The 13463-nt window shown below is 68.6% G+C and carries 11 protein-coding genes; 5 read left to right on the forward strand and 6 right to left on the reverse strand.

Annotated elements, in window-relative coordinates:
- Nucleotides 1–63 precede the first annotated feature (63 nt).
- Entirely contained in the window at nucleotides 64–1578 is a 1515-nt protein-coding gene (locus ACLHG5_RS11815) for a dihydrolipoyl dehydrogenase family protein (RefSeq protein WP_411318952.1), read from the forward strand.
- 35 nt (nucleotides 1579–1613) lie between these two features.
- Here the strand turns inward: ACLHG5_RS11815 and ACLHG5_RS11820 are convergent, their stop codons facing one another.
- The 6 genes from ACLHG5_RS11820 to ACLHG5_RS11845 form a co-directional block, all read right to left on the reverse strand.
- Entirely contained in the window at nucleotides 1614–2540 is a 927-nt protein-coding gene (locus ACLHG5_RS11820; RefSeq protein ID WP_411316542.1) for an LLM class F420-dependent oxidoreductase, read from the reverse strand.
- Between the two features lie 51 nt (nucleotides 2541–2591).
- Nucleotides 2592–3173, reverse strand: coding sequence for a DNA alkylation repair protein (locus ACLHG5_RS11825; protein ID WP_411318953.1), 582 nt, complete (start codon nucleotides 3171–3173; stop codon nucleotides 2592–2594).
- Between the two features lie 92 nt (nucleotides 3174–3265).
- Nucleotides 3266–5038 carry a DUF5605 domain-containing protein gene (locus ACLHG5_RS11830; RefSeq protein WP_411316540.1) on the reverse strand — a complete coding sequence of 591 codons (1773 nt, stop codon included), beginning with the start codon at nucleotides 5036–5038 and terminating at the stop codon, nucleotides 3266–3268.
- Between the two features lie 2 nt (nucleotides 5039–5040).
- Nucleotides 5041–5943, reverse strand: coding sequence for a carbohydrate ABC transporter permease (locus ACLHG5_RS11835; protein ID WP_411316539.1), 903 nt, complete (start codon nucleotides 5941–5943; stop codon nucleotides 5041–5043).
- The gene (locus ACLHG5_RS11840; protein ID WP_411318954.1) at nucleotides 5940–6905 is read right to left on the reverse strand and encodes a carbohydrate ABC transporter permease; all 966 of its coding nucleotides are present in this window, start codon (nucleotides 6903–6905) and stop codon (nucleotides 5940–5942) included. The genes ACLHG5_RS11835 and ACLHG5_RS11840 overlap by 4 nt, the downstream gene beginning before the upstream one ends.
- A 67-nt stretch (nucleotides 6906–6972) precedes the next feature.
- Nucleotides 6973–8238, reverse strand: a complete 1266-nt coding sequence (locus tag ACLHG5_RS11845) for an ABC transporter substrate-binding protein (protein ID WP_411316536.1) — start codon at nucleotides 8236–8238, stop codon at nucleotides 6973–6975.
- 225 nt (nucleotides 8239–8463) lie between these two features.
- On the opposite strand from ACLHG5_RS11845, the gene ACLHG5_RS11850 reads away from it, so the two are divergent.
- The 4 genes from ACLHG5_RS11850 (at nucleotide 8464) to ACLHG5_RS11865 (ending at nucleotide 13418) form a co-directional block, all read left to right on the forward strand.
- Complete coding sequence (locus ACLHG5_RS11850; RefSeq protein WP_411318955.1) at nucleotides 8464–9498, forward strand: LacI family DNA-binding transcriptional regulator; 1035 nt, start codon at nucleotides 8464–8466, stop codon at nucleotides 9496–9498.
- A gap of 102 nt (nucleotides 9499–9600) precedes the next feature.
- A complete protein-coding gene (locus ACLHG5_RS11855; protein WP_411318956.1) occupies nucleotides 9601–10374 on the forward strand; it encodes an SDR family NAD(P)-dependent oxidoreductase in 774 nt (257 codons plus the stop codon).
- A 2-nt stretch (nucleotides 10375–10376) separates the two neighbouring features.
- Nucleotides 10377–12350 carry a hypothetical protein gene (locus ACLHG5_RS11860; RefSeq protein ID WP_411318957.1) on the forward strand — a complete coding sequence of 658 codons (1974 nt, stop codon included), beginning with the start codon at nucleotides 10377–10379 and terminating at the stop codon, nucleotides 12348–12350.
- Between the two features lie 150 nt (nucleotides 12351–12500).
- Entirely contained in the window at nucleotides 12501–13418 is a 918-nt protein-coding gene (locus ACLHG5_RS11865; protein ID WP_411318958.1) for an NADP-dependent oxidoreductase, read from the forward strand.
- Nucleotides 13419–13463: the final 45 nt, after the last annotated feature.

A 13463-nucleotide genomic window follows, 5' to 3' on the forward strand; every position in this document is an offset into this window, starting at 1 on the left:
TCCCGGCGACATCACACGGTGGCATGGCACAGTCGGAGTACCTTCTCGACTTTGGAGCACGACATGGCCGACACCGACCGCACCGCCGATGACCGCACCACCGACACGACGCCCGGCCCCGGAAGCCCCGGAAGCCCCGAGAGCCGCGACCGCGACTCGACCTGCGAGCCGGCGGCGGGCGACAGCTTCGACGTCATCGTGATCGGTGCCGGTCCGGCCGGAACCGCGGCGGCGCTGAGGGCGGCCGAGCTCGGAGCGAACGTCGCGGTGGTCGAGGCCGATCGCCTCGGCGGCACGTGCGTCAACACCGGATGCGTGCCCACGCGCGTGTTGGCGAAGGCGGCGCGGCTCATGCGCGAGGTGCACGCGGCGCACTCCTACGGCATCGAGGTGAGTGCTCCGACGATCGACTGGCCCACGACGGTCGCGCGGGTCGAGGAACGCGTCGACCTCGTGAGGTCCATCAAGCGCGAGGCCGAGAGGTTCGACGACGCGGGGGTGACCCTCATCCTCGAGGGGCGCGCGAAGTTCACCGGCGCGCACACCCTCGAGCTCGAGAGCGGTCGCGCTCTGCGCGGCGAGTCGATCATCGTGTGTGTCGGCGGGCACTCCAAGCGGTTGCCGGTGCCCGGGAACGAGCTCGCGACGGTTCCCGAAGACGTGCTCCGTCTCGCGGAGCTGCCGAAGCGCATCGCCATCATCGGTGCGGGCAACACGGGCGCGCAGCTCGTGACCGTCTTCGACGCGTTCGGCTCCGAGGTCACCCTCCTCGATGTCGCGCCGCGCATCCTCATGGCGTCCGACGCGGCGATCTCCGAAACGGTCACCGCCTCGTTCCGCGCGCGGGGCGTGCGTGTGCACACCGGCATCGACACGGTGAGCGGGTTGTCGCGCGCATCCGACGGCTCGATCACGCTCCTGTGGCGCGACGACGACGCCCCCCAGTCGAGCAGTTTCGACGTCGTCGTGATGGCGACGGGGTGGCCGGCCGACATCGACGACCTCGGCCTCGAGAGTGCCGGGGTCGAGAGGGAGCGCGCGTCCATTCCGGTCGACGAGCATTTTCGCACCGGGGTGTCGCACATCTTCGCGGTCGGCGACACGACGGGCCGCGACATGCTCGTGCAGGCCGCGCAGTTCGAGGGCGAGGCTGCTGCCGAGAACGCCGTGCTCGGGTCGAACCGCCGCACTCCCCACCACTTGTTGCCCGCGGGAGGGTTCACCGACCCCGACTACGCGGGCGTCGGTTTCACTGAGGAGCAAGCGCGCGAGCGCGACGAGCAGTGCGTGACCTCACGCATCGACTACGCCGACCTCGACCGTGCGGTGATCGACGACCGCGAGGCGGGGTTCCTGCTGCTCATCGCCGACCGGCGCCGCGAACTGATCCTCGGGGCGCACGCTGTCGGCGAGACGGCCGTGGAGGTCATCCAGTCGGTGACGACGGCGATGGCGGCGGGTGTGGATGTCGCGACTCTCGCCAAGGTCAAGTTCGCCTATCCCACCTACGCCGCCATCATCGGTATGGCCGCTCGCGCACTGCTGCAGGGTTCGGACGACCCGACCGCGCTCGACTGAGAGACCCGGGGCGCTCGCGAGCAGCGCCCCGCCCTTCAGCGCAGCTGCGGCAGCACCTCGCTCGCGATGAGCTCGATGTGGTCGAGGTCGCGCATGTCGTTGAGCTGGAAGTAGACGCGGTCGGCGCCGAGTTCGCGCAGGCGGGCCACCTTGTCGGCGACTTCGGCGGGGGAGCCCGCGAAGTTCTCGCCGCTTCCGCGGAACTCGGTCACGTCGCGGCCCGTCGCAGCAGCGCGCCGCGCGAATTCGGCGTCGTCGCGACCGACGAGCGTGGGGAGGGCGACCGAGAGCGTCAACGGTTCGGTGCGCCCGGCGCTCGCCGCGGCATCCCTCACTCCGGCGAACTTCTCGGCGACGACGGCCTCGGTCACGAAGCCGATGTTGAACTCGGTCGCGAATCTCGCGGCGATCGCGGGAGTGCGCTTGGCGCCGCCACCGCCCACGATGACGGGCACACGCGACTGCACGGGCTTGGGCAGGGCGGGCGAGTCGACGAGTGTGTAGTGCTTCCCGTCGAACGAGTAGGTCTCGCCGAGGGGTGTCGACCACAGTCCCGTGATGATCTCGAGCTGCTCCTCGAACGGACCGAAGCGCTTCTCTGGAAACGGGATGCCGTAGGCCTCGTGCTCCTCGCGGTACCACCCGGTGCCGAGCCCGAGCTCCACTCGCCCGCCCGACATCTCGTCGACCTGGGCGACCTGGATGGCGAGGATCGACGGGTGGCGGAACGTCGCCGACGACACGAGAGTGCCGAGGCGGATCGTGGAGGTCTCGCGGGCGAGACCGGCGAGGGTCGTCCAGGCGTCGGTGGGGCCGGGGAGGCCGTCACGGTCGCCCATCTTGAGGTAGTGGTCCGAGCGGAAGAACGCGTCGAAACCGGCGCTCTCCGTGGCGCGCGCGAATGCGAGAAGCTCGGTGTAGGTGGCGCCCTGCTGGGGCTCGACGAAGGTAGCGAATTCCATGGCTCCAGTCTGCCTGGCCCACGTGCCGCCGGTCGCGCTCACCTGACGCGATCATCGCCGGCCGTCGGATGCCGCGGCGACCGCCGCACGCACCCGCCGCCCCCAGGGTTCCACGCCGCCGGTCGCGCCGCCATCCGCCCCGGCTGCGACGACGTGGTCGGCGATGAGCGACGCGGCTCGGCGCACCCACGCATCGGGTTCGTGCGCCCAGCGTTCGATCGTCGTCTCCGCTTTCGCTCGGCCACCGCCGTCGAGTGCTCGCACGAGGGGCCCCACGACGTCGCGACAGAGCGGCTCGACGAGCGCCGCGTGCCGGCCGGATCTCACGAAACCCTCGATTCTCGTGAGATCGCTGTTGTCGAGCTCGGTCACGCGGGTCTGCAGCAGAACGACGGCGGCGAGGCGGTGCTCGAACACGATCCCGGCCCACAGTTCGGACGCGAGCGAGGCGATGTCGTCCCGGCCGAGCGGGGCGAACTTGTGGAGCGCGTCGCGCACCGTGCCGCGCACGGCCCCCACCGACGCCCCGAGCACGAGGAGCCCGCCCCCGAGTCGTTGCGCCTCTGCCTCGGCGCGGTAGGGATCGCTCTCGGCCTCGAGCCTCGAGACGATGAAGTCGGCGGCGGCACTCACCCCTCGATTCTGCCTCGGTGCTCGCGAGCAGCCGACCGCGAGGTCCGCCCCGTCAGCCCGCGGCGCTCACCCGTAGCTCTCGCCCGCCGGCCTCACACGGCGATGAGTCGAACGGCGATGAACTCCCGCCCGGGGAGGTCGATCCTGAATCGACCGCGGTAGGTGCCGTCGAGGCGTTCGACGGTCATGTTCCAGGTGTCGATGACGTCGATCGTGTATTCCGCGGCCGGGTCCAGGAGGAATCGGCGGTAGGTCGGGCGCCCGAAGCCGAAGTAGTACAGGTAGTACGCCCCCTCGACACCGGCCCTCACCGCATCCCAATCGAGCGGGATGGGTTCGAGGCCCGCCGCGGGCCCCTCGGCGATGATGCCGGCGAGGAAGGCGATGCGCTCGGGACTCGATCCGTGCAGAGTCCCCCCTTTCGACCACCACAGTCGATCGTCGTGGTGCGCGTACGTCTCGCCGTGCCCGACGTAGCCTCCGCGCAGCGCCCCCTCCCAGAAGCGCCGGGTGAGTTCCTGACCGGAGATGTTGCCCCACCCCTGATCGATGTTGCCCTCGTAGACGCACTCGTCGACGACGACGGGTTTGCCCCACGCCGCGCGCCAGTCGGTGACCATCTCGGAGGTCTTGTAGAGGTCTTGTCGCTGGATGCTCGCGTGGGTCACCCAGTCGCGCGAGTAGTCGTAGAACGCGCGGCAGTTGTGGATGCTGAGGAGGTGCCCGGTCGGATCGTCCTCTCCGATGATGCCGGCGAAGCGTTCCCAATCCGACTCGCTCTTCTCGAAGAGGAGGTCGTACTCGTTGGCGAGCGACCACCAGACGTTCGCGTGGGCCGCGAGCCTGGCCACGGCGTATCGCACGTAGCGGTCGTCTGCCGCAGCGGGCATGGTCGAGAACCCCCAGCGGTCGTAGGCGTGGAACAGGATGAGGTCGGCTTGGATTCCGAGGTCGTCGAGCTCATCGATGCGCGAGTCGAGCCGAGCCCAGTATTCGACGTCGGGCCGTTCGAGATCGAACGAGCCGTCGTCGAGCCGCTCGAACGGGTAGATCTCGGGGTCGTTCTCGTTGAAGAGGTACGACTTCGGAAACAGCCCCATCCGGATCTTGGTGAACGGAGCTGCGGCGAGGGTCGCGAGAGTGGTCGCCTGCACGCTCTCGGGTTGATGAGTCCACGCGTACGACGTCGTTCCCAGGGGGACGTGTCTCGTGCCGTCGGCGTGGGCGAAGTGGAACGTGTTCGCCACCCTGACGGGCCCGTGGTCGTTCTGCAGAGCGCCGCCGACGGAGAACCGCACGACGATGCCGTCGAGGGACCTCGCGTTGCTCTCGGTCACGAGCGTGTGGTCGCCTTCGGCGAGGGGGAGGTAGCGCACGCGGTAGGTGCCGTCGCCGTCGTAGAAGCCCGGAACGCGGTGCGCGCCGTCCGGCCCCTCGACGGTGGCGTGCAGTGACACGTCGACGAAGGGGTTGCCGTGCCGGGGCCCGCTCAGCTCGAGCTCGAAGCGGCGATAGAGGGTCGTCGTCCGCGGGGTCGAGACGGCGGCAGACCCGGTCGGGACCGACTCGTCCTCGTAGTCGAGCGAGGGAGATCGTGGAGGGTTCACCTGCGAGTGGCCGGCCACTGCCGGCGCGATGCGCGCGATCTCCGAGAGGAGGGCGTCTCGAGCGGCGGGGTCGTCGTCGAACCGCGATTCGGTGTCGACCACGAGTCCGATCGGATACCCGTGGAGGGTGTGAAGCACCGAGGAGCCGACGAGTTCCGGCAGATACCGGCTGACGACCGCGTGACCCTCGGGGGTGCGCAGCACTTCGAAGAGGGGGGTCGAGCGATCGAAGACGGGCGGGGTCGCGGCGATGGTCATCATCAGCCTTTCACGGCGCCCGCGAAGGCGCCCTCGACGAAATAGCGCTGGAACATGAGGTAGACGATCAGCACGGGGAGGACGGACATGATCGTGAAGGCGTTGAGCGGACCGTAGGAGCTCGTGAACTGCGATTGGAATCCCTGGATCGCGAGCGGGATGGTCCAGGAGTCCTGGCTCTGGAGCAGCGCGAGAGCGATGGAGTACTCGTTCCAGGTGCTCACGAAGTCGAGGATGAAGAGCGCCGCGAGTGCCGGCTTCGACAGTGGCAGGATGATCTGCCAGAACAGTCGCCAGTTGCTCGCACCGTCGAGCCTCGCGCTCTCGTCGATCTCCTCGGGGATGGCGCGGAAGAAGCCGTAGAGGATGAAGGTCTGGTACGGCAACCCGAACGCGATGTAGGGCAGGATCACGCCGACGTGGGTGCTCAGAAGGTCGAGGCTCGAGATCACTTGGAAGAGCGGGGCGATCGCGACCTGGATGGGAACCATCGCGCCCATGGCTATGACACCCATGAGCAGTCGCTGGCGTTTGAAGCGCAACCGGGCGAGAGCGAATGCGGCGGCAGCCGAGATGAACAGGCCGACGGGGACCTTGATGATGGCGATGATGAGGCTGTTGCCGCCGGCGACCAGCAGGTTGCCTCGCTCGAGCGCTTCGGTGTAGTTGCCCCACTCCGGGGACCACGGTGGCACGAACGCGGGAGTCCCGAAGATGTCGGCCTCGCTCTTGAGCGACGTGAACAGCATGAACACGATCGGCACGACCCAGATCACCACGGAGACGAGGAGAGCGATCCACAGCCCGCCGAGCACGTAGTCGCGGGTCTGTCGGGGTCGGCGCCGGCGGGCTTTCGCGAGGGCGAGGGTGTCGGGTGTCGCGGGGGGAACGGTCGAGAGGCTCATGAGTTCTTCTCCTGGCGGGCCGTCCAGACCATGTACGGGACGACGATGATGAGGGTCACGATGAGCAGGACGGTCGCGATGGCGTTGCCGGGGCCGTACTCGTTGTTGAGGAAGGACTGCGAGTACGACCACAGCGCGAGCACCTGGGTCTGCTGGGCAGGCCCACCACCCGTCATGCCGACGATGAGATCGAAGACCTTGATCGAGTTGATGATGGTCAGCACGACCACGATGACGGTCGTGGGGCGGAGAGCGGGCAGCGTGACGTTGACGAGGATCTGCCAGGGCCCCGCGCCGTCGAGTTTCGCCGCCTCGACGTGTTCGGGTGACACGGACTGGAGTCCGGCGAGGAAGAGCACCATGTTGGTGCCCGCGATCTGCCAGACGAACGCCGCGAAGATCGAATAGAGCGCGAGGTTCTGATCGCCGAGCCACTGGATCTCGGCGAGCCACGGAAGACCGAAGACCTCGGCGAGGCTCGCTCCGACGCCGTAGTTCGGGTTGTACATCCAGCGCCACATGTTGGCGATCGCAATGGGGGCGAGCACGCCGGGGATGTAGAAGAGCGAGCGGAACGCGTTGCGGCCGAACAGCGGTCGGTTGAGGGCGAGAGCCATCACGAGGCCGAGGCCCACGGGGATGATGAGCGAGAGTACGACCCAGATGATCGAGTTGCTCAGTGCCGTGTAGAAGACCGGGTCCCTCGTGAAGATGCGGACGTAGTTCTGCAGGCCGACGAACTCCTGCGGCGCACCCTGAAAACCCGACCACTCGAAGAAGCTGAGGCGGACGGACTCGATCATCGGGCCGACGACGAAGACGACGTAGGCCGCGAGGGCGGGAGCGAGGAACGGCAGTGCGGCGATGAAGCCGCTGCGCCCGATGCGGCGCGCTCGCGTCGCGGTCGCTCCCGGACGCGGGGTCGGGGTTTCTGTGCGGCGCGAGCGTGTGGCGGTCGTCATGATGACCTCTTTCGAGAGGGTTGGGGGGAGCGTGCGGGGCGACCATCGACGCCCCGCACGCTCGGTCTCACTGCTGGTCGATGAACTGCTGGAACTGCGCGCCCGCGTCGGCAGGGTCCAGTTCGCCCGTGGCGACGAGGTTCTGGATGCGCCAGTACTCCGTCGTCTGAGACAGGGTCAGGTTCTGGTCGTTGTTCATGTAGACCCCGGTCGCGTCGGCGAAGATCGGACCCCAGGCCTGATCGAGCTCGCTCAAGTCGCCCTCCGGGGTGACGTCGACGTTGACGGACTGGCTGCCGAACGCCTCGATGATGGTCGCTTGGGCGTCTTCAGACGTGAGGTAGTCGAGGAAGCGGGCCGCGGCATCCGCATTCTCGCTGTTGGCCGAGATGTAGTTGTTCTCGTTGAAGCCGTAGAGGCGCCCGGTTCCGGTGGGGAAGGGGAACAGTCCTACGGTGTCTTCGTCCATCCCGGCGTCGCGGATGACCTGGTTGAACCAGTCGCCCTCGAGAGCCATCGCGGCCTCTCCTGAGAAGAAGAGCGCACTCGCCTCGTCGTTGTTGATCGACGCGAATCCCGGGTTGACGTAGTCCTCGCTCCAGGTTGCGAACTCGGTGAAGGTGTCGGTGACGCACTGCTCGTCTGCCCAACTCGCTTCGGTCGTGACGAGCGCCTGATATCCGTCGGCGCCGCACTCGGTCTCGAGCAGGCTGTCGAGCAGTCGCATGAGGTGCCAGTTCACCGTTCCCCCGAACTGGATGGGGGTGATGCCGGCGTCGGAGAGGGCGGCCGCGGCGTCGACGAGTTCGTCGTACGTCGTGGGGGCCTCGTCGATTCCCGCTTCGGCGAAGAGCTCCTTGTTGTAGAACACCGCTTCGCCGCGCTGCGTGTACGGAACGCCGTCGTATCCGCCGTACTGGGTCACGGTCTCCATCGCCGCGTCGCTGAAGCGATCTTCCCAGCCGTATTCGGCGTAGTACTCCTCGAGATTCATGCTCGCCCCCGCGTCGATGAATTCGCCGCCGAGTCCGGGGCCGGCCCAGGAGAAGAAGATGTCGGGGGCGCCCGAGGTGCCGAGCGTCGTGCGCAACGAATCCTTGTGGGCGTCGGTCGCGCGCTCCTCGACATCGACGGTGATGTCGGGGTTCGCTTCTTCGAAGTCGGCGATGACCGTGTCGAGGGCCGCGCTCGCGCTCTCGGCCGTCTCGGTCAGCTTGAACCACGTGATGGTCGTCGAGCCGTCGCCGGAGTCGCCTGAACTCGAACACGCCCCGAGGGTCGCAACGAGTGCGGCGCCGGTGAGCATCGCGAGGGGTATCGATCGTGCACGCATCTTTGCGTCCTTTCGGTGGGACGCCTCAGAGGTGGACGTCATCGTCGGTGCTGGGTGTCGACGATCGAGAGGAGCCGGAGGGCTGTCGATCGGTCGATTGCGAGTACGTTATCGATAACACATTTGGAGGTCAATAAGTCAACCGGTTTTTTTCGCGTCGAGTTTTCCGGGCCTCCATCGGAGCGTTCGGGCCCGCTCAAGTACGCTCGCCGTGGAGGTCACACCATGTCGGAGGCTCACGAACGACCCGCGCGCTCGTGGCCGACGATGGCCGACGTCGGCGCCGAAGCGGGTGTCTCCGCTCAAACCGTCTCGCGGTACTTCACCGGTGGCTACGTCGGCAACGCCACGAGAGGTCGCATCGAAGAGGCGATCGAGTCTCTCGGCTACCGGCACAACCGCATCGCGCGGAGTATGCGCGCGCAGCGGTCGCACACCGTGGGCGTTCTCGCCATGGGGCCGTTCAATTTCGGCAACACGTCGATCATGACCGGCTTGAGCAGGGTGGCGAAAGAAGCGGGACTGTCGACGATCATCGCGCAACTGGATGTCGACGTGGAGTCGGTCGACGGACGACTCGACGTCGAGCGGGCTCTCGACAACTTCGTCTCGTTCCGCGTCGACGGCATCATCGTCGCGACGCCGTTCATCGGCATCGTCAAGCATCTCGAACGTGCGGCGAAGGCGGTTCCCGCCATCTCGCTCTCCCGTTCCGCCGAGACGGCGGGGTTCGCGACCATCGATTCGTATGCCGCCGCCGCGGGAGCCACGCGTCATCTCGTGGAGCAGGGGCATCGACGCATCATCCATCTCGTCGGACCTCTGCGGTATCACGAGGCTGTCGAGCGTCTGCACGGTTTCGACGACGTCATGGCCGCGGCGGCGCTTCCCGCGCCCGCGCGGTACGACTGCGCCGACTGGACGGCCGCCTCGGGCGCCGACGCCGCCCGCCGGGTGGAGATCGACTCGTTCGACGCGGTCGTCGCCGCCAACGATGAGCTCGCGCTCGGGTTCCTGCGAGTGATGGCCGATCGCGGCCGAGTGGCGCCGACCGACTTCTCCATCGTGGGCATCGACGACATGCCCGAAGCGGAGTACTTCTGGCCCCGCCTCACGACGATGCGGATGGAGTTCGAGACCCTCGGCGAAACCGCCCTCGAGCTGCTCGTGCGCCGGCTCGAGACGGGTGACGCGCAAGAGGGCCGCATCCTCACGCCCTCCCTCGTCGTGAGGGATTCGACTCGCCCCGCGCGAGGCTGAGGTCTCCCGGGGCTTGGCGCACGGTGATCTCCCCACTAGTGTCTGATTGGTCAACCGGTTCATAGCTGGCGGGCACGGACACGACACTCGACGAGGAGCCCCATGTCAGAACGTCTCGAGGGAAAGACAGCGCTCGTCACGGGCGCGGCCGCAGGGATCGGTCGCGGTATCGCGGCGCGGCTCGCCTCCGAAGGGGCGCGCGTGATCCTCGCCGATCGTGACGAAGCAGGCGCGGTCGCTGCGGCACACGAGATCGTCTCCGCGGGCGCAATCGTTGCGGCCCGCGGAATGCTCATGGACATCTCCGACGAGGCGAGCGTCACCGCGGCGTTCACGTCGCTCGTCGACGACGGTTGGGTTCCCGACGTCGTCGTGGCGAACGCGGGCGTGCAACTGTTCGGCCGCGACGCGAAGGTGGCCGATCTCGACCTCGACTCCTGGCAGCGCACGATCGACGTCAACCTCACCGGCACATTCCTGACACTCAAACACGCGGTGCGAGCGATGCTGCCGAACGGTGGCGGCTCGATCATCCTCACGGGGAGTCCGACGGGAATCCGCGGCGAGGGGGCGGAGTTCACGGCCTACAGCACGTCGAAGGCGGCGATACACGGGCTCGGTCGCACCGTCGCCGCCGCCTACGTGAAGGAAGGTATCCGCGTGAACACGGTCGTGCCGGCCTATACGGAGACACCCCTCGTGAGCGCCATCACGTCCGACCCCGAATCGCGCGCCGCGATCATCTCGCGCATCCCCATGGGGCGAGCCGGATCACCGGGCGACATCGAGGGCATCGTGGTCTTCTTCGCGAGCGACGAGAGCGCGTTCGCGACCGGAACCCTCGTCGCCGTCGACGGCGGCATGACCACTCTCTGACCGTGACGCCTCTCGGGAAACCTCCGGTGCCCGGCTCGCCCGATACCGACGTCGAGGCCGACGCCGATGCGGATACCGACGCGGATACCGACGCCGCCGTGACCGCCGCGTGGCGGGTCGCCGAACGACGGTGGGCATCGGCCGAGCCCCGCCCGGAGACCCTGAGGCTCGGCGACTGGACCATCGAGACGAGGGGAGACGAGTTCGCAGACATCCGGTTCGCCGGGAGGACGGTGCTGCGCTCGATCCGGGCCGTCGCGCGCGATCGAGACTGGAACACGGTCGCGACCTCGGTGACCGCGACGTCTGCTCGGACTGACGGCCTCGACCTCGACGTGCGGATGAGCGGCCACGGACTCGAGCTCACCGGACGGCTCGCCGTCACCGGCGCACGAACGGACACGCTCGAGCAGACCCTGACCGTGGCCCTGTCTCTCGAGGCGCAGGCCGAGTTCGAGCGCAATCGGATCGGGCTCGTCGTGCTGCACCCGCCGACGGTCGCGGGCACCGAGCTCGTCGTCACGACACCGTCGACGACCTCCGTCTCGAGCTTTCCGGATCGCATCAGCCCGCACCAGCCGGCGGTCGACATCGTCGGGCTCGGCTGGCACACCGGGGGCCTCGAGTGCTCGCTGCGGTTCGACGGCGAGATCTTCGAGATGGAAGACCAGAGGAACTGGACGGATGCCTCGTTCAAGACCTACGGAACACCCCTCGCCGAGCCCTTCCCGGTGACCGTCTCCCGGGGCGAGATCATCGCGCAGACCGTCACTCTGACCGCGCGCATCACCGCGGTGGACGGCATCCAGCAGGATGCCGCACCGCATCGGCATGAGGAGCGTGGCGCTCACGCCGTCGATGTCGCTCACGCCGTCGATGTCGCTGAGGCGGCTCGACGCGTGCCCCACCTCGTTCTCGGAGCGACGACGGGCCCGCCGATCGTGCGACGTGACTCGCCTGCGGTTGCGCATGCGCCCGTGATTCCCGCCTCCGCTGTGCTCGTCGAGCTCGATGTCGCGACCCCGTGGCGCGAGGCGCTCGTGGCCGCGTCTCGCGAGGCCGGAGCGCTCCCGCTCGATGTGCGCATCGTCGGCGTGCGTGACACCCACACCCTCGCGCCGATACTCGATGACGTCGTGGCCGTGCTCTCGCTCGAGCGGGTCGTGCGCATCGGGGCCTTCGCCGAACACGGGCATGTCGCCGACGCCGAGATCGTGTCGGCGCTCGCCGCTCATCTGCGCGAGAGGTCGTGGCGCCCCGACATCGTCGGGGGCACCCGCGGCCATTTCACGGAGCTCAACAGGTCGGCGGGCGTCGTCGAGGGCGTCGAGGCGGTGTCGTTCAGCATCACACCGCAGATGCACGCGGTCGAGCGGGCGCAGCTCGTCGAGTCCATCGCCGTGCAGCGCGAGGTCGTCGAGAATGCCACGCGCATCGCCGTGGGGCTCCCGGTGCACGTGGGTCCGATCACGCTCCGCCCGCGGTTCAACGCCGTTGCGACGTCGGCGCCGGACACGACCGGCCCCGGCTCGGAAGAATACGGCTCGGAAAAACACGGCGCAGAAGACAACGGCGCCGCGGGCTACGGCGCGGCGTTGCTGCCCGAGGCCACGGATCCTCGGCAGGCGTCTCCGGCCCTCGCGGCATGGGTGGTCGCGAGTGCCGCCGCGCTCGCCCGCCCGGGAGTCGCGTCTCTCGCCTACTTCGAGATCGACGGCCCTCGCGGCATCCGCGGGGTGCCGGTCGAGCGCGCCGTCGCCGCGCTGCACGAGATCGCCGGACTGCCTCTCCTCGAGGCTGTCGCGGCGCCTCTGGAGGTGTGGGCGCTCGGGGCCGTCGTCGACGACCGCCGCGTCCTGATGCTCGCGAACCTTCGCTCGACGCCCGTGACGATCACCGTGGGGGGCGAGGCAGGCAACGGACAGCGGGTGACCGTCGCGTCGCTCGACTTCGAACGACTCGAGTGGTCGGTCTGACCAGAGCTGCCGCGGTCTGTGGGGCGATTCCGAGGGCTTCCCCGCAGAATGAGGGCATGCGATCGGCGGGCTTCGCACAGCCCGACGGCCCGACAGCCAGACGGCCAGGCGGCCCGCGGCAGGCCGACCCCACGGTGTGAAGGAGTTCAGATGTCCAGATTCGTGCAATACGCGGTCAACGGTGGCCCCGAGGTGTTGGAGCTCGTCGACGTCCCCGAGCCGCATGCGGGCCCCGGTGAGGTGCGCGTCGCCGTGCGTGCGGCGGGTCTCAATCCCGTCGACGGCAAGATCCGCGCGGGGCTGTTGCCGTGGGGGCCGCCGCTCCCCGGCGGCACGGGCAACGACTTCGCGGGAACGGTCGACGAGGTCGGCGCGGGCGTCACCGAGTGGGCTGTCGGCGATGACGTGCTCGGCGGCGCCCGGCACCGGGCTCTCGCCGACGTCGTCGTGATCGCCGCAGACGCGATCGCGCGCAAACCCGTCGAGCTCTCGTTCGAGGAGGCCGGTTCGCTCGACATCGCGGGCCGCACGGCGTGGAAGAGCGTCGCGTCTCTCGGTCTCACCCCGGCCGACACCGTGCTCGTGAGTGCGGCCGCCGGCGGGGTCGGTGTCATCGCCGCGCAGCTCGTGCGCGCGACGGGGGCGACCGTCATCGGCACGGCGGGCGAGTCGAACCACGACTTCCTGCGGGGGCTCGGCGTCATCCCCGTGCTCTACGGGGAGGGGCAGGTCGAGCGCATCCGTGCCGCCGCTCCCGGGGGGCTCACGGCCGTGCTCGACAACAGCGGCGACGAGACGGTCGAGGCGGCGATCGCGCTCGGGGTTCCGGCCGGCCGGATCAACAGCATCGCGAGCCACTCCGCCGCGCAGACCTACGGTGTCGGCACGGTGGGTGGGGGCTCGGGCGGGGCCGCCGACATCGAGGTGCTCGCCGCCGTCGCACACGCCGTCGCCGACGGAACCGTGCGCATCCCCATCGAAGCCCGCTTCGACCTCGAGCACGCCGCCGAGGCTTATCGTCGCCTCGAAACGGGGCACCTGCGCGGAAAAATCGTCGTCGTTCCGTAGAGCGCGAGCGAGAGCGGATGCCGCCCCCGCGGCGTTTCGCGGAAA

The sequence above is a fragment of the Marisediminicola sp. LYQ85 genome (assembly GCF_046600695.1).
Taxonomy (GTDB): domain Bacteria; phylum Actinomycetota; class Actinomycetes; order Actinomycetales; family Microbacteriaceae; genus Marisediminicola.